This is a genomic window from Photobacterium swingsii, from assembly GCF_024346715.1.
GTDB lineage: Bacteria > Pseudomonadota > Gammaproteobacteria > Enterobacterales > Vibrionaceae > Photobacterium > Photobacterium swingsii.
The window spans coordinates 1,604,811-1,622,320 of record NZ_AP024852.1; the positions used below are offsets into that span (position 1 = coordinate 1,604,811).

Here is a 17,510-nt window from a genome sequence, read left to right on the forward strand (position 1 = left end):
TGTAGATTTAATTGAGTTCTCTATTTTTCAGCGAAAAGCGTGTTAAAAATTGCGTTTATTTTGCACGTATTTGGTGAACGAATACGTGCAGATATGATCATCGAATGTCAATAACACGGCTTGCTTTTCGGTATTTAATTCGCCAACCCTGCCATCGAGGTAGCTCCCAGCGTTGTGGATCTTGTTTGCGGCTACCGCTCTGGTATACCACAGTGACCAATTTTCCAGCGGCAGCATATTCGACAGTAAGGTGTAAGTCTGCGATGTATATTTTACGAGGGAAGCGCTCATCAAATTCATCCTGCTCCCATTCGGGTATACCATCAAAGATGAAGTCATCATTGCTGAAGAGCTGCATATCGTCGAGTGATTCAACACCTAGTGCTTCTATTTGTTCCGTTAACCAAGTTGTTAACTCCGTTGGTTGAGTGCGGGTACAGCTTGTTTCATCAAGTAAGCCGAGTTTAAGAAAGAGGTTCCATTGTTCAATTTGATGACGGCGTTGATCGGCTAGCCCCTCAAAAAGCTGGCCGCTTTCGATCATTTCGACAATCAATGCTGTAGTCACTGTATCCTTGCTGTTTTGGGTTTGCTCATCAATGACGCGCCCTGCATAAATCCGTTGTGTTCTGGTGACGCATTGACCATCTACGAGTTGGCTGTCGCATACTTGGACTTCACCAAGATCGTGTTCAATGAGCAAGGATAAAGGGATGGGTGCAGTGCAAGTGGCTAAGTTAAGTGTTTGTTTAACGCCTTTCCCTGGAAGGCTGAATTGATCAAATATTACAGCAGCTTCAGCATTGTCAGATAAGCGGCTATCACGGCCTAAGGTGACTTCACTGTGGCCGTTACCCAATGCTTGTCGACGTTTTTCTCTACGAACAAAGGCCAGTTCTGGTGCCGCTTTAATGACAGCAGCAAGCCAAGCATCTCGCTTAACTGAAGTCGCGACATCAAGTTGAGGTAAAGACAACGCTTCACGGATTTGTGCTGAAATTTGGCGGGCTTCTTGTAAGCGTTCATCGTCAACGGTCAGAAACTCAGGCGTTGATTCACGCAAAAGTTTAACCAGTAACATAGCGTCACAATGATGCTTTTCCCATTGTGTGAGTTGCTCTAACACTTCTTCACTGTTTGTTTTTTGCCATGGCTTATTTGAAACCGATAGGGCTGCCGCGAGATCAACCATGGCTTCGGTTGCAGCCTTATCTGGCATGGCGGTGATTAAATGGGCGAATAATGCATCGATAGGTAAAGGGTAGAGGCGTTTACCATGTTCTGTGGCGTCCCCTTGGTCATTAATCGCTTTCATGGCCAGTAAGCGGTCATGGGCTTGCAGCAGTGCTTTTTCTGGTAATGCATCGACAAAAGCTAAATCAGCAAGACGGAATCCACAACAAGCGGCCGCAAGCATAGGCTCTGTGAGTTCTTCGCGGTGTAACTCTGGTGGCGTGATTAATTCCAGTGGGGCAGCACTGCCGTATAATCGTATGCAGTGCCCCGCCGCTATACGGCCTGCGCGTCCTTTTCTTTGTTCTGAACTCGCGCGTGAAATTGCGTGTAACCCCAGCACGGCGCGGCCATTGCGTTGATGGGTTCGACGCTCTAATCCAGTATCAATAATTAGTGTGATACCTGGAATTGTCAGCGAAGTCTCAGCGACATTGGTTGCGAGAATAATGCGCTGATGCTGGCTGGCTGTCAGAGCGCGTTGCCTATCAGTGTCAGACACAGAAGCGTGTAATGGAATCACATCAATGCCAAATTCAAGGCTGAATGGTTTTAGCTTGCTTTGGCAAAGGGCGATTTCTTTTCGGCCGGGTAAGAAAACAAGAATGTCGCCTTGTTTCTTTGCTTGGTCTTGTGGATTATTCAGAAAGTTTTGAATCGCACTAGAGACTTTGTTTTCGATAGAACGAATATCTGGGCTATGTCGATTGTCTGCAGCAAGATGTTCGACAGTAACCGTAAAGTTTCGGCCTTCTGCTTTGAGGTGTTCGGCATCCAAGTATTGGGTTAAGCGTTGGCTATCTATGGTGGCAGAGGTAATAACTAAGCGCTGTTTGTTGTGTGGTTCACTGGGTTGATCTTTTAGTAAGGCGAGCAGTAAGTCTGTGTCCCAGCGGCGTTCATGAAACTCATCAATAATGATAGTTTTAAATTCAGTTAGTTGCCCTTCGCTTAACCAGCGCAATGCCACACCGGGTGTCGCAAAGATAATTTCTGTGTTGTCGTCAAAATGCGCTTCAAAGCGAATCGCATAACCAATACTTTTTCCTACGGGTTCGTTTCTTTCTGCCGCTAAGAATTCAGCTAGAGAAGAACAGGCAATACGACGAGGCTCAATGACTAATACTTTGCCTGATTCAGCCGCCCATAACGGTAATCGTGTTGATTTGCCAGACCCTGTTTCGGCTTCAACCACTAGGTGGTGGTGAGCGAGTTTTTCAATAAAAAGAGATTTAAGTGGGTCGATAGGTAATTGCACAATGTAATCCGATACTGGTGAGACGCAGGGACGATCATAAAGCAGCCTTGTGACTCTGTACCAGTCATTTGTCTATTTCTATTAATGGCAGACAAAAAAAAGATGCAGCAAGGCTGCATCAAAGAGGCAATAGTGAGGGATAACACTACGCATCGGCTAGAAAATGTAATACCAGAGAACAGCTTCTTTACTGTGTTATTCAGTAATGACTATTTCATTTGTTGGTAACGAAATAATTTGGCGAAAAGGCTGACGAGCCCCGTCTTGAAACCAAGCCTCCACGAGCAAACTTGTACGTTGACTCGTAATGGTGAGTTTGCCTGTAAATTCTCCGTTCTTCATTGGCCCTGAAATTAAACGGCTGCTTGAGTCGGGAATTGGGGTGCCGTCAGTTGCTTCTGTGTATCGTCCATAAATATTAAGAAATAGGGTTTCTCGTGTATTCAGGTCGATACTGACACTGACGGGATAAGCACTCTTAAATTTAAATCCTTCAGGGATAACTAAATCTTCAAATTTGCTCTCACTGGTTTCTACGGGAGCCGCAGGTTGTGAGCCACCTGAAGAACCTGAGTCATCACCTCCGCCGCCGCCACAAGCGACGAGTTGTAAGCTAATTAAAATCAGTAAGCATTGACGTATCATGAACATACCCTCGTGAGTCATTTTGTATTCGTTATCAATCGGTTGATTTATCGCTTGCGATTGTGCGTAGTGCTATTTCGTTTATTCAAACAGTTTCGCTTCAATGGCTTTGCTACGAATAAACCAGTTCTGATTGCTGCTACCACCTGAGGTTGCATAGCCTTCAAGCTCTGGATATGCCGTCAGAATATTGGTGCGTTCACTTGGGTGCATCCAGTCATCTTCAATGACAAGCCCCCAAGGCGTACCATTACTTGTTCGGTAACTATCACAATTAGGGCCAGGGCAATTGGCTGCGTTGTATACCGATGTATCTTCTTGAGTCGAGAAAAAACTTTCTGAAGCCAGTGATGTTAGGCAATCACCTTTCAAATGGATCTCGAGATCGCGGCCGGGGAATTCTTCGCTAAAGCTGCTGCCGTGGTAGCGGCCTTCTGGTGCGAAGATGAAAGGGTTTAATGGCATTTCAGGGCCACTGGCTAAAGGCGTGGTAAATGGAATACTAACTTCAAAGGTGAATTGATCGGCTGCGTCGTCATTACAACCACGCCATACACGGTAATAGGTACCTGAACTTCCTGAGCAGGTAGGCGCAGGAATTGCCTCTTTTAAATTGCTTGAGATGATGGCCACAGCATCGGTTTGACCTACTTCTAATACATTGGCTGAATGTTGGGTTTTGTTACTTATCACAAGCTTAGTGAGTGCTTCGTCTACCGCACTGCGTGGTATTTCATCTAATTGGACAGCAAAGCCATTGGAAAAGCTCGCGCCGTAGGCTTGCAGTTTACCGCTGATGTCATAGCGAACAATGTTGCCATCTGAGTTAGAAACAGTATCGACACGGTAATACAGAACGACATCATTGAAGTCGAAATCACCTTTGTTTGGCCAGTTGTCCTCATAAGCTAAAGTGGCCCATTCACCTTCACCTGGGTAATAAGAGTGAGTAAGTAGTTGTTCTTCAATAGTAATACTGTAATCTTCGACTTCACCATCGGTCACACCACCGAAAGACTTAAGCCCAGTATCTCGACCGATACGAAAGCGCGCCCAAGTTGTTCCTGCTGTTGCCGTTTCAGGCACGCGGAATTTGATACTGTGTGAACCAGGGGCTAACCATTCATCAACAATGGCTTGTTCACTTCCTTCATCAAACTGGCCGTTTTGGTTCCAATCAAACCAAGCGCTAACATAGCCGTTAGCACCACCGCCAACGGTAACTTGAATCAATGCATCAGACCCCTGTTTTAGCACTGAATTGAAGGTAATGCCGTCTTCATCATCACTGCCGTCATTATCATCAGAACTGGGGGAAACAAGCGCTTCACCTTCGGTATCAACAATGGAACCTAAGATGAAGTTGGGACCTATAAAGTGGCGTGGTCCATTTTCTGTTAATGACGTTTTGTAGCTATCTGGTGCATCACCAAAGTCAGTGTTTGAGGCAATCACAGGAGCGCTGGCACAACGCGCACCATCATTTTGGCTGGATGATGGGCCTTGAGCGAAAAATTCAGCGGTGGGATTAAGGTCACCTAAGTCACGTAAATCAAGACGATAAATTTTACCGTCGTTATTATTACTGATGTACATAAAGCCAGATTTATCGAAATATTGCGCACCGAAGGTGGTTGTTCCACTAAGCCCTGTTGAACCAACAAGGCTGAAAGATGCATTTCCTGCACCATCAAAGCTGAAACGGTAAAGGTTGTTATTTGTATTTTCTACAGCAAATAGGTCGCCAGTTTCTGGGTAAAAAGCAAAGTCTGTGAGTTGAAGGGTTGCGCTTCCTGCTGGCATGATTTCCGTAGCGATTAAGCTATCATCAGCTGCACTGAGATCGATTTTAAACATCCCACTACCTTTAAGGTATACGTAGTAGTGGTTGTTAAAGACATCACCAACAAAGAAATTTTTATTTGGAAGGCCACTTAATACCGTGAGATTTTCAACTTTGAAAGCTTGGTTAATTCGCGTAACTGTGCTGCTATTTTTATTCCAACCATAGATATAACGATCTGTTTCATTGAAGCCAACCGCATTGATCGTGCCACCAGCACCAGTATCTGTCTGCTTTATAGAATAATTACCGGTAGAAAGATCGACGGCATAAACCGTTGAGGGGTTGCCTTGGAACAAAATGGCTTCAGTTGGACAATCGTTAAAAGGTGCAATAGCAAAGGCTGGTGATATTGCTGCTGCCCCGCTAGCGATAACAAATGGAATTAAGGGTGTCTTCATTCTGGCCTCTGCGTTATTTGTTTGTTCACTGAATTTTCAAACAGCTAAAGGATTAAGTGACGTACGTAGAGGCTATTCAAGATGGTTGCCAAATAATCAAATTTGTTTATTTTGTTCGTAAGTTATTGTTTTTTTAATGGTTGTTAGTTAAGGGTGAGTGATAGTGATTGTAAGGATGATGTTGACAGCATTCAGGATTTGCATTTTGATAATGAAATAAAAAATACTTAATAGACAGCAAGATAGGGAGAGCTAGACAGAGGACAGAGTGTTAGATCTAAGAAGGGTGTAAAATTTAAGAGCTTGCTAGAGGTCAGGGAAGGAAAGGCTACCATGAGCATTTACATAGCAGCCAACCTTTTCATTGAATCGAGTGAGGTAAAAGTAACAGGTAGCGTTTATTGTGGTGGTTGAGCCGCTAACTTGGCTTTAATAAACAAAGAGTGATCAATGTAGATTAGCTCAGCAACCTGTCTGATCACTGCTTCTTCGAGTGGATCGATAACACCATCGGCGTACGCCACTTCCCACATAGCTTCAATCAACGAATAGCGTTGCTCTGGCGCAAGTTCACGCAGTTTAGTGGTGAACTCATAAAGGGATACTGAAGCTTTGCTTTTTGCTGTGGCTTCTTTTAGCAGTTCTGTGGCGTCATTTTCATCAATATCAAGCAACATCATCAGCAAGTGTGCTTTTGCTTGTTCTTCTCGTGGGTCAACACTGTGATCAGCATTAGAAACTTCGCATAATAAGGATGCCATTGCTAAATGCATTGACGGGGTGTCTACTGCACCACCATCTGTACCTTCATGCATCACTTGACGAAATAAAACACGTAACTGTTTAAACATAGCATTCTCTCTGTTTTCTTAATCTATGCTGTGAGGTGAGCAAACTTTACTGATGTAATCAGGTTAAGATGTTCTTTTTTGCGCTCTGTCACAAGCTTAACTTTTACTTTTCATAATAGTTGCATGGTTATAGGACATCAAAAAAGCCAGATAAATCCCTTATGGTGAAGGTAATTGTTTGTGAAGGTAACCAGACTCTTGTGCAAATGTGATAGAATCACGCCAGTTTTTTTCGTGTTCAGAATCAGGAAATCCCTTGAATCAGGATAACAACACCTCTTCAAGCGTTTTAAATAATGAAAAAACGCTAAAAGCGGCGATCAAAGATTGCATGATGCGCGACCGTTTCCGTCTACAGAAACGTATTCAAGGCGCGGCAAGAATTAAAAATGAAAAAGCCAAGCATGCAGTTTTTGATGAGATCGCTCTCGATATAGCCAAATCAATGCAAATTGTTCAGATGCGCCAAACTCAGCGTCCGACAATTTCATACCCAGAATTACTGCCTGTTAGCCAGAAAAAAGATGACATAGCCGAGGCCATTAAAAATAACCAAGTGGTTATTGTGGCAGGTGAAACTGGCTCAGGTAAAACCACGCAGTTGCCTAAGATCTGTTTAGAGCTAGGCCGTGGTGCTGCGGGTATGATTGGTCATACTCAGCCTCGTCGCCTTGCTGCACGCTCGGTTGCAACACGTATTGCAGAAGAAATGCAGTGTGAGCTGGGCTCTTATGTTGGTTATAAAGTTCGCTTTAACGATCAAGTATCCGATCGTAGCCAAGTGAAATTGATGACAGACGGTATCTTACTGGCTGAGATTCAAAACGATCGCTTCTTAAATCAGTACGACACCATCATTATCGATGAAGCGCACGAACGTAGTTTGAACATCGATTTCATCATGGGTTATTTACGTGAGCTCTTGCCTAAACGCCCTGATCTGAAAGTGATCATTACCTCGGCGACAATCGATCCCGAGCGTTTCTCTAAGCATTTCCACAATGCACCTATTATTGAAGTGTCGGGTCGAACGTACCCAGTGGAAACGCGTTACCGCCCAATTACTGAAGACGGTGATGATACCGATCGCGATCAACTTCAGGCGATTTTTGATGCGGTTGATGAACTGTGCGATGAAGGGCTAGGGGATATCCTGATCTTCATGAACGGTGAGCGTGAAATTCGAGATACGGCCGATGCGTTAGAAAAGCGTAATTTGCGTGATACTGAAATTCTGCCACTCTATGCACGTTTGTCTGCGGGCGAACAAAATCGGGTATTCCAGTCACATTCTGGTCGCCGTATTGTGCTATCAACCAACGTGGCTGAAACTTCACTAACCGTACCGGGTATTAAGTACGTTATCGACCCAGGTACAGCCCGTATCAGTCGCTATAGCTACCGTACCAAAGTACAGCGTCTACCGATTGAAGCGATTTCTCAAGCGAGTGCGAATCAGCGTAAAGGTCGTTGTGGTCGTGTGCAGGAAGGTATCTGTATTCGCCTTTACTCGGAAGAAGATTTCTTATCGCGTCCTGAGTTTACTGATCCAGAAATTCTGCGTACTAACTTAGCATCAGTTATTTTGCAGATGACCGCGATTGGTTTGGGTGATATTCAAGCCTTCCCGTTTGTTGAAGCGCCTGATAACCGTAACATCCAAGATGGTATCCGTCTCTTAGATGAGTTGGGTGCAATCAACAATAAAGCAACTGATCCGCGTAAGCGTTTAACGCAACTTGGTCGTCAACTTGCACGTCTGCCGATTGATCCGCGTTTAGCGCGTATGGTACTTGAAGCGCCGAAACAAGGTGCGCTGCGAGAAGTGATGATCATCGCCTGCGCCTTGTCGATTCAAGATCCGCGTGAGCGTCCTTCAGAGAAAAAACAAGCCTCTGATGAGAAGCATCGTCGCTTTAACGACAAAGACTCTGATTTCTTAAGCTATGTAAACCTATGGGATTACGTGCAAGAACAGCAAAAAGAGTTATCAGGTAATCAGTTCCGCCGCCAGTGTAAAAAAGATTACCTGAACTACCTGCGTGTACGTGAATGGCAAGACATTTACTACCAAGTATCTCAGGTAGTGAAAGAGCTTGATTTCAGAATTAACGAACAAGAAGCCAGCTACCAAGGTGTTCATACCGCTTTACTTGCGGGTATGTTGTCGCATATTGGTTTGAAAGACCAAGAGAAAAATGAATACCAAGGTGCACGTAATGCGCGCTTTAATATTTTCCCTGGTTCTGGCATTTTCAAGAAACAGCCAAAGTGGGTGATGGTTGCTGAGTTGGTTGAAACCTCACGTTTATGGGGCCGTGTTGCTGCGAAAATTCAACCTGAATGGGTAGAGCCTCTCGCACAACACTTGATCAAGCGTAGCTACAGTGAACCGCACTGGGAGAAGAAACAAGCCGCAGTCTTCGCCTTTGAAAAAGTGATGCTTTATGGGATCCCTGTGGTTGGGAAACGTAAAGTGAATTACGGCAATATTGATGCGCAAGTCTCGCGTGAGATCTTTATTCGTTCAGCGCTGGTGGAAGGGGATTGGGAAACCAAGCATAAGTTCTTCCATCAAAACCGTAAGTTGCTGCGCGAAGTTGAAGAACTGGAGCATAAATCACGTCGTCGCGATATTTTGATCGACGATGATCAGCTGTTCGAGTTTTATGATCAACGCATAGAGCACGTTGTTGTGTCTGGTCGCCACTTCGATTCATGGTGGAAGAAAGCGTCTCGTGAAAACAATGAGCTATTGAACTTTGAACGTGAAATGCTGTTCCGAGGTGATGCAAGCCATGTCACAGATTTGGATTATCCGAACTTCTGGCATCAAGGTGGGCTAAAACTTAAGCTGAGTTACCAGTTTGAACCGGGTGAAGATAACGATGGTGTGACTGTTCACATTCCATTGCCGATTTTGAACCAAGTTGAGCCTGATGGGTTTGATTGGCAAATTCCGGGTCTACGCCAAGAGTTGGTGATTGCGTTAATTAAGTCGCTGCCTAAGCCAATTCGCCGTAGCTTTGTGCCTGCGCCAAACTATGCTGACGCGTTTTTATCTCGTGTTGAAGCGCAATCCATGCCTTTACTTGATGCGCTTGAGAAAGAGCTTAAACGCATGACGGGTGTGACAGTCCTACGTGAAGACTGGAAGCCTGAACAAGTACCTGATCACTTGAAGATTACGTATCGCAGTGTTGATCACCGCAATCGTAAACTAAAAGAGAGCAAAGACTTGTTCGGGTTGAAAGAAAGCTTGAAAGACAAGGTGCAAGAAACACTGTCGCAAGTGGCAGATGATGATATTGAGCAAGAAGGCCTGAAAACCTGGAGTTTTGGCACGCTACCTGAGCGTTACCAGCAAAAACGTGGTGGCTTTGAAGTGAAAGCCTTCCCTGCATTGGTTGATAACAAAGACTCGGTTGGCATTAAGCTGTTCGAAACTCAGGAAGAACAGCAAACGGTTATGCAGCAAGGTTTGCGCCGTTTGGTGTTACTGAATGTGCCTTCGCCGATTAAATACTTACATGCAAACTTACCGAATAAATCAAAGTTAGGTTTGTATTTTAACCCTTACGGGCGCGTGTTAGATTTAATTGATGACTGTATTGCATGTGGTATTGATAAGCTGCTAGAGCAACAAGGCGGATTAGTTTGGGAGTCGGAGAAATTTGAAGCTACCAAAGAGTTTATTCGTGCTGAACTTGGCGATACAGTTGTGGATGTCGCCAAGCAAGTGGAAGAAATTCTTACCACGGCTTTCTCTATCAATAAGCGCTTAAAAGGTCGCGTTGATCTGACAATGGCGTTTGCTTTATCAGATATAAAAGCACAAATTGATGGCTTAATCTTTAAAGGCTTTGCCACTGAGTGTGGTTGGAAACGTTTGCCAGATATTCTTCGTTACATGCGTGCGATTGAACGTCGTATGGAGAAGTTGCCGATCGATCCAAATAAAGATCGTGTTCATATTTTGAAGATTGAGTCAGTTGTGAGTGACTACAAAGAACTACTGAACAAGATTCCAAAAGGGCAACCAGTACCAGAGCCAGTGAAAGAGATTCGCTGGATGATTGAAGAGCTGCGTGTAAGCTACTTTGCTCAGCAGTTAGGGACACCTTACCCAGTCTCTGATAAGCGTGTGCGTAACGCAATTAACGAGTGTTAATGCGAAACTAAAACGCGGACAATAAAAAACAAGAACCGAAGTCTTAGTAATAAGGCTTCGGTTTTTTATTGGCTAATATTGATGCGCAGCCAAAACAAAAAACGGAGCCTGAGCTCCGTTTTTAGTCTATTGATGATCTTGCTAAGAAGTGGGAATTAACGTTCCCAGTAATCTTCTTTCAGACAGTCTTCACGCTCTGGTAGACCACGTGATAGGCGAGGAGCGTGCTGTGTTAGCACTTCGTAGCTTACACGGTTAGAGTAGCGACAGATTTGTGAGAATGACGAGTAAGACAAGAACTCTGCTTGGTGCTTAGACGAATTTGGCACGTTCGCTTTGTGGAAGCCGTTAGCAGACATATCGTGCAGTAATGCAGATAGCGCAGCATCACCAGCACCATTGGTGTTTTTGATTTCAACAGGGCCACCTAGGTAAGGTGCAATGTGTGAGTAAACACGTAGTGGTTTCACACAATCTGATTTACGCATAGGACGGCTAAATTCGTATTTGTTGAATTCGGCAATTTGGCCAGGAAGAAGCGGGTGAGTAGACTCACGCTTTAATTCGTCTTCAGTGTAGCCAGCCATGTACAAGCCAACAGGGCCAGCAGTACATAGCACCATATCAACCCACTCAAGTGCTTTGTCAGCAGCTAATAGTGGATCTTTCTCACCTGTTAGGGCTTCACCTTCTTCTTCGTTCATTGCTACACAAGTAACGTGCTCTTTTAAGAACTCAATCCACCATTCTTTCTTATCTTCGATCACGTATTTCGTGCCAAGTGTAAGAACGACAGGGACGTTGTGTTTTTTAGCAAATTCGATAGCACGTAATGCGGCATCTTTCATTGGGTCGGTTGGTTTACCGCGCACAAGGTAAGATGAAAGCACTAAAGCTGCCGCATTTTCAAATGCGCACTCAGGGATGCTATCTGGACGAAGTTGGTTCATATCACCTTCGTTGATCGCAAACGTACGTTCGCCATCTTCAGTGATAAGGGTGTAGCAGCGGCCGATTGGACCATCGACAGGCTGTAAGAAATCTAAGTCCATACGGCTAGATGTATTACATAGGTAGCGGTAAGCGTAAGAACCAATTTTTAGATCTTTGCTCATTACACCCAGTAAAATTGACTTATCGTCTGCCAATACAGAGTAGTTATGTAGGGTATTACCTATAGTATCGCCAGGGTACTCGTGGCTGATCAGGTTTCGCTCTTTCAGTTCTTCGTAAAGCAGTTCAGCTTTATCTTGGTCAAGAACAAGCGAGTGTCCTTTACTCAGAGAATGGCGAGCCAGAAACTCGTCATCAACACGTGCTTCAATATCAACAATGGTCTGACCGACGCCTACAATGTGAGCGCGAGCAAGTGGATTTTCTTGTTGAATTTGAGCCATTAATGGATCGCGGGCATTGACTGGGAAGTAATGCTTAGACTTACGCTGACCAGGAAATTTCATGCTGTAGTAAAGGCTATTTGTTTAGGGGATTTTGATTTGATTCTACCACAGAAATAAAAGAAACAACCGTTTTCATCACAAACTAATGACAAAAAGGTGCCTTACGGCTCTTTTTTAATCGACACTGGTCACGTTTTTGGTTCTTTGAGCGAAAAACGGAGCATGATAGTCCTTCAAATTTACTCTGTAGCTGGAGGTTACTCTTATTTATCTACGCATTGGTTGAATTCGGGACGACATTCTTTATGAGAGCTAATTTGGCGTATGTTGTTTTATTCTTGCGGAAAATAGAATCATGTTAATGGGCAAAAAGAAAAAGAAAAAGAAAAAGAAAAAGAAAAAGAAAAAGAAATGAAGAGGGTAGAGTCAGGGGGAGATAGGTCAAGGAGAGCAAAGAGAAGAAATGATCACCTGAGCCAGCTTGTCGCACAGGCAATCATTCATAGGATGGGCAAAGTTAGTCGAGTAACAATTTCTCAGCAGGTCGACTACCATCGACAGGGCGGTTTACCGAGATACTACGGCCTTTTTTCATGCCTTTTTCATAGTCATCGGTGATGCCTTTCATCGCTTCTTGAAGCTGTTGCTTGAAAGTTTCGCGATCGATGTTTGCGAATTCTTTATCTATGTAGTTGGTCAGGCGTTCTTCATGGTCATCATTAGAACTTAGCACGGGAAGTTTTTCTAATGCACCCTCTAACCAGCCAGCAAGAAATGATGATACACGGCGTGTAACTTCACTCGAACTTGCACCTGTACCTGCAAAGCTATTACGAAATTGTCCCGTTTGTTGGTTCATTTCACGGTAGACAATATCAAATGCAAATGCTGCGAAAATTGCGCGTTCAGCAACACCGATAAATTCTGCTTCTTTAAGCCCTTTATAGTTTGTTAACACACATTCCACGCCAAAACGGCGGTTAATGCCACGGATGATCTTAAGAATCTGTGGGCTAACTTCACTTGGTAGCAGGGTTTTACTTTTGGTTTTACCCATTTTGATGAATTCAACATCGTCTTTGTCTAAGCCGTATTTCAACATCAAGCGGTGAGCCATGCGAATGGCTTGTGCGGCCTCGTTGACGTTAGCAGAGTTACCAAGCTCTAAGCATTTAGCAATTTTTTTCAGTGCTTTTCGCTTATTTTCAGACATTCAATCACACTCACTATAAAACGGGGGACGTATTTTAACTGTTTTTGAATGAAATTTCAGAGAAAATTTTCGTCTAAGAGGAGGAGGCTGCCTTCATAAACTTGAGGAAAACAAGAAGGCTGAGCATAATGCGTTTATAACGTTACATACCGCCAATGGCATAAGTGCAGATATTCCTATGACAGACCTTTATCAGTCAATCGATGTACCCTTCAACTATCGTCACACCTGCTGGTTCTGTGGTGAGCCTTATTTTGAATCATATGGGTTTATGCCATCGCCTAATTACGAGCATCAAGCTCACCCTTTGATGTTGCCATGCTGCCAAGAATGTTTCACTAGCTGTAAATCAATCAAGGTGAGTAGCTTAGATTTATTGCGCGATAAAGTGAAAGAGCAGTTGCATAAGCGTTATGCAAAACATCTACAGATTGGCGTGAATTGGACAAAAGAAGAGTTAGAAGATTGCGAATTTGAAGGTAAAGCCTTAGAGGGCTTTCGTGAAAGTGCATGGGCGATGTTCGAGATCGCGAAAGAGCGGGTTAATTATCAGGGATGGCCGGTTAGCATTGATGGTATTCCTGTTGCTGGCATGACCAATGTTTTCCAGTTTGAATTTGACGGCATTTGTTACACAGGGTTAAATCATGCTGTGCAGCAGTTAGCATTGAAACATGGCATTCCTCAACCTTATTTAGAGAAAGTTGTTGAGTTAGTTGGCCGCAGTAAAATGGCCTATGCTTTACGTTTTTGTAAAACGTCTTATGGGTATTCTGATGCACAAATTGCAGCCAGTTTAGATAGCTTAAAAGCGCTTCTTGCAGAAGAAGCCGTCAACGAGTCAATGGTGGATAGTCCTGCTGTTACGTCGACGCGATCACGCGAATTTTCGATAAGTGAGATCCATGATTTGATTTTGTATCGGACACAAATTTCAGCTTATGCGATTCAATGGGCACTGGAGCGAGGGATTGACACCTTGCACAAACTTGCCGTTCAAGAAGATGCATTTTTCGAGCACTTTGCAAAAGACTCAGAAATGGTCGCTTTCACCTATTTTAATGGCTTACAGATCTACTTAGAAAAGCGGGAAACTGATCCTTTATGGGCAGAGCAGGAAGATCCAAATCGTGAGCTATTTGCGCGTTTGTAGTATGGCGGTTTAATAGATAGTAGAAGAATAGTAAAACGCCCAGTATTGCTGGGCGTTGTCGTATGACTAACTGTCTTTATGTGTCGTTTATTGGTTGTAGCGTGACCAAACCATGGTTCTACCATTCTTATCGAATGCTAATACTTCAAATGCTTGTTTGGTATCGCCTTGCTCCATACCAGGTGAACCAATAGGCATGCCTGGTACGGTTAGACCAATCATGCGCTGCGGTTTTTCTGCTAAAAAGCGTTTAATGTCTTCAGCTGGCACATGACCTTCAAAGGTATAACCGTCGATTTGGGCTGTATGGCATGACGCAAGTTCAGGCTGTAAGCCGAGCTTAATTTTAATGGGTGTCATTTCAGCTGTTTTTACTACATCTAAGTCAAAGCCATTTTCTTCCATATGCTCAACCCATGCGCCACAACAGCCACAATACGGTGATTGATAGTTTGTGCCTTGAATTGCTTTGGCCATTGAGAAAGAGCTAAAAGTAAGCAGTGATAGGGCAACTAAACGTGAAAATTTCATGGTAACTCCTAAAGTTCCCATTCTATTGTGAGTAAACGAGGCTTGTATGTATTGCACAAGGCTTTGCTTCGCGAATGAATAGAACAGGTTAATATATTCAAGACCTCTATTTGCTTTTACTGAATAGAGGGTGTGTAAATCAATGAGATACGGCCATAGTTGAATGGCATGTAGCAAGCTTGCTATGACAAAAAGCACAGCAGCCCTAGGTACAGATTGATTTATGCTTGAACAGGAGGCCTTAAAATACGTTCAGAATAGTCAAACAGTTGACTGACAGGGTCACCATAATTATGGCTGTCTGGCATTGTCGACATAGTTAATTGATGAACAAATAAAATGGCAGATGCGGTTGTTGAATGACAATCACTGCTTTGGCAAGTTGTTTTTGAATCACCATCGCCTTGCATCGACATACAGTGAGATTGTTGCATCATTTCTGAGCTACAACAGTTCTCCATAGTATGTGTGAGGGAAGAGTTGTCAGCCATTACAGAAGCACTTGCCGATAGTGGCAAGAAGGTAAGCAGTAGGGCTGCGATAACCCACTGGCATATGAAACGGTTAAACTGTTTCATATTACGCTCCTGTAAATAATGGTGATTGAATACAGTGAATTATACGTGTGTTTTTATGTTTAGAAAGATAATTATGATTAAAATTGATAACGACCTCATCCTTAGGCTGTTCGACTTGTCTTGTAGCTGGTTTATTTTACCTTAGCGAGACGCAAGTGAACTCTGACCGCGATTCCATTCTCTACTGTAATTTCCAACTAGGCGACAGTAATTGTTCAGATGTCGTTCTAAGAATGACTTTCTTTTTTCGTGTTTATAATCAAGTGGCGTAATAGCGATTTATCCTTAGTAAATGTTAGAAAAATATAAGTGTTTTTATTGCAGTTTGGCTAGCTATATCTCTTTGTTTTTCCGACATGTAACGACATAGATTCTAAGTATCACTTAAATACAGCGTCTATATAAAAAGGATTTATTCTAATGACTAAACTGAAACATCTTACCCTGTTAGTGGGTTGTAGCCTCGTTGCAAGTAGCTTAATCGCAAGTGCTCATGCAATGAATATCCAACCTGATCCCCTTAATCCAACTGGTTATATTATTTCGCGCGCCGATGTTGAAGCGGTCGAAAAGACGAAAACGGCGGACCCTATGTATGGGGTATGGGCGCAAGCACTCCGAACACTGCCAAATGTGCAAGTGGAAGCGATTGAGCCTGGCTTAGCAACTAACCCTGTTAACGTTAAGCGTGCTGAGCGTGTTTTTCCTTATGCGGAGTGGGATTTCCTAACCAAGATGGCTGCGCCAGAATATACCTATACTCGCTTCCTACGTGCGATAGGTAAATTCCCCGCATTTTGTGGTGATTATACTGATGGCCGAAACGCAGATGCTATTTGTAAGAAGTCTATCGTAACGGCCTTCGCACACTTTGCCCAAGAAACTGGTGGGCACATAGCGAAAGACAACCATTGGGATAACCCTTTGGGGCTGGAAGAATGGCAGCAAGCGCTTGTGCATGTGCGTGAGATGGGGTGGTCAGAAGGTCAAGTGGGTTATACCACAGGCTGTGGTCAGAATGATTGGCAAAATAAAAAATGGCCATGTGCTGCTGGGCAAGGGTACTTTGGACGCGGTGCTAAACAGCTCTCTTATCATTTTAACTACGGCGCATTCTCTGAAGTTATGTATGATGGGGATGCAAGTGTACTCTTGAATAATCCTGGCTTGGTTGCCGACTCTTGGCTTAATCTCGCTTCTGCCATTTGGTTTTTCTTAACACCTCAAGCGCCTAAACCAGCCATGCTGCATGTTATTGATCGTACTTGGATACCTTCACAACGTGAAATTGATGCGGGTATAGGTTACGGTTTTGGTACCACAATTAATGTCATTAATGGTGGTATTGAATGTGGTGAACAAAACAAAGATAAAGGTCAGCCTGTTAACCGTATTCGTTATTGGGAAGGCTTATCTTCGTATTATCAAATTCCGATTGAAGCTGATGAAACCAATACGTGCTGGCAGCAAACACCTTATGGTAGCTTAAACCTTAATGGTGCAACAGACGTGCTATACACCAACTGGGACGGTAACTGGAAATACTACGCTGATCGTCCTGAAGGGTTCTCGTTTGAGTGTTCATTAGTGGGCTTCCAAACAGCATATTCTGCGCTAGTTGCAGGTGATTATGAGAAGTGTGTGACTAACTTATATGAATCCCATGCAAGTTGGCCTGAAGTACGTGTAGTGGATAAGTTAGATCCACAGCCACCTACACCAGGCCCAGATCCCGATCCAACGCCAGGGGAATTTACGCCTTGGGTACCAGGTGAAACCAAAGTCGCTAACGGTGATAAAGTGATTTATCAGAACAAGTGCTTTGTAGCAAAGAATAACCCTGGTGTTTGGGATACACCGACACAGCCAAATTGGTTCTGGGATAGCATTCCTTGCGATGGGGCGCCTACACCAGACCCAAAGCCTGAACCAACCCCAGATCCGACGCCAGACCCAAAACCTGAACCTACGCCTGATCCAACGCCGGGTGAATATATTCAATGGCAGGCTGGTGTCACGAAAGTAGCAAATGGCGATAAAGTTACAAATGTGGGTAAATGTTTTGTCGCTAAAAATAACCCTGGGGTTTGGGAAACACCAACGGCTTCAAATTGGTTTTGGGCGGAAGAAGTTTGTAAATAAAACATCGGACTTGATACCAACTAAACGTTAATGAAGTGGTAAGTAAAATGGCTTTAAACTGAGTTTAAAGCCATTTTTGTTTGTATCTGGT

At 43.8% G+C, this 17,510-nt stretch carries 11 protein-coding genes; 3 read left to right on the forward strand and 8 right to left on the reverse strand.

Annotation, left to right across the window (positions count from 1 at the left end):
* Positions 1–97: 97 nt before the first annotated feature.
* From OCU77_RS07575 to OCU77_RS07590, 4 genes are all read right to left on the reverse strand, one after another.
* Positions 98–2,494, reverse strand: coding sequence for a helicase-related protein (locus OCU77_RS07575; RefSeq protein ID WP_107302434.1), 2,397 nt, complete (start codon positions 2,492–2,494; stop codon positions 98–100).
* A gap of 192 nt (positions 2,495–2,686) precedes the next feature.
* Positions 2,687–3,136 (reverse strand): hypothetical protein, encoded by a 450-nt coding sequence (locus OCU77_RS07580; protein ID WP_048897319.1) that lies wholly within the window; start codon positions 3,134–3,136, stop codon positions 2,687–2,689.
* A gap of 81 nt (positions 3,137–3,217) precedes the next feature.
* The gene (locus OCU77_RS07585) at positions 3,218–5,380 is read right to left on the reverse strand and encodes an LruC domain-containing protein (RefSeq protein WP_048897248.1); all 2,163 of its coding nucleotides are present in this window, start codon (positions 5,378–5,380) and stop codon (positions 3,218–3,220) included.
* A 398-nt stretch (positions 5,381–5,778) separates the two neighbouring features.
* The gene (locus OCU77_RS07590) at positions 5,779–6,231 is read right to left on the reverse strand and encodes a tellurite resistance TerB family protein (protein WP_048897249.1); all 453 of its coding nucleotides are present in this window, start codon (positions 6,229–6,231) and stop codon (positions 5,779–5,781) included.
* Between the two features lie 331 nt (positions 6,232–6,562).
* Here OCU77_RS07590 and hrpA point away from each other — a divergent pair, with 331 nt between their 5' ends.
* Positions 6,563–10,402: an ATP-dependent RNA helicase HrpA gene (gene hrpA, locus OCU77_RS07595; protein WP_048897320.1), complete on the forward strand. Its 3,840-nt coding sequence runs from the start codon at positions 6,563–6,565 to the stop codon at positions 10,400–10,402.
* 155 nt (positions 10,403–10,557) lie between these two features.
* Here the strand turns inward: hrpA and OCU77_RS07600 are convergent, their stop codons facing one another.
* Both OCU77_RS07600 and OCU77_RS07605 read right to left on the reverse strand, forming a co-directional pair.
* Complete coding sequence (locus OCU77_RS07600; RefSeq protein ID WP_107302435.1) at positions 10,558–11,862, reverse strand: inosine/guanosine kinase; 1,305 nt, start codon at positions 11,860–11,862, stop codon at positions 10,558–10,560.
* A 457-nt stretch (positions 11,863–12,319) separates the two neighbouring features.
* On the reverse strand, positions 12,320–13,015 hold the full coding sequence (locus tag OCU77_RS07605; protein ID WP_048897250.1) for a DUF2786 domain-containing protein: 696 nt from the start codon (positions 13,013–13,015) through the stop codon (positions 12,320–12,322).
* 178 nt (positions 13,016–13,193) lie between these two features.
* Here OCU77_RS07605 and OCU77_RS07610 point away from each other — a divergent pair, with 178 nt between their 5' ends.
* Positions 13,194–14,168: a hypothetical protein gene (locus OCU77_RS07610; RefSeq protein ID WP_048897251.1), complete on the forward strand. Its 975-nt coding sequence runs from the start codon at positions 13,194–13,196 to the stop codon at positions 14,166–14,168.
* Between the two features lie 87 nt (positions 14,169–14,255).
* Here OCU77_RS07610 and OCU77_RS07615 read toward each other — a convergent pair whose 3' ends face one another.
* Both OCU77_RS07615 and OCU77_RS07620 read right to left on the reverse strand, forming a co-directional pair.
* Positions 14,256–14,699 (reverse strand): DUF411 domain-containing protein, encoded by a 444-nt coding sequence (locus OCU77_RS07615; RefSeq protein ID WP_048897252.1) that lies wholly within the window; start codon positions 14,697–14,699, stop codon positions 14,256–14,258.
* 221 nt (positions 14,700–14,920) lie between these two features.
* A complete protein-coding gene (locus OCU77_RS07620; protein WP_048897253.1) occupies positions 14,921–15,277 on the reverse strand; it encodes a hypothetical protein in 357 nt (118 codons plus the stop codon).
* A 420-nt stretch (positions 15,278–15,697) separates the two neighbouring features.
* On the opposite strand from OCU77_RS07620, the gene OCU77_RS07625 reads away from it, so the two are divergent.
* Positions 15,698–17,419: a chitinase gene (locus OCU77_RS07625; protein ID WP_107302436.1), complete on the forward strand. Its 1,722-nt coding sequence runs from the start codon at positions 15,698–15,700 to the stop codon at positions 17,417–17,419.
* The last annotated feature ends 91 nt before the right edge of the window (positions 17,420–17,510 follow it).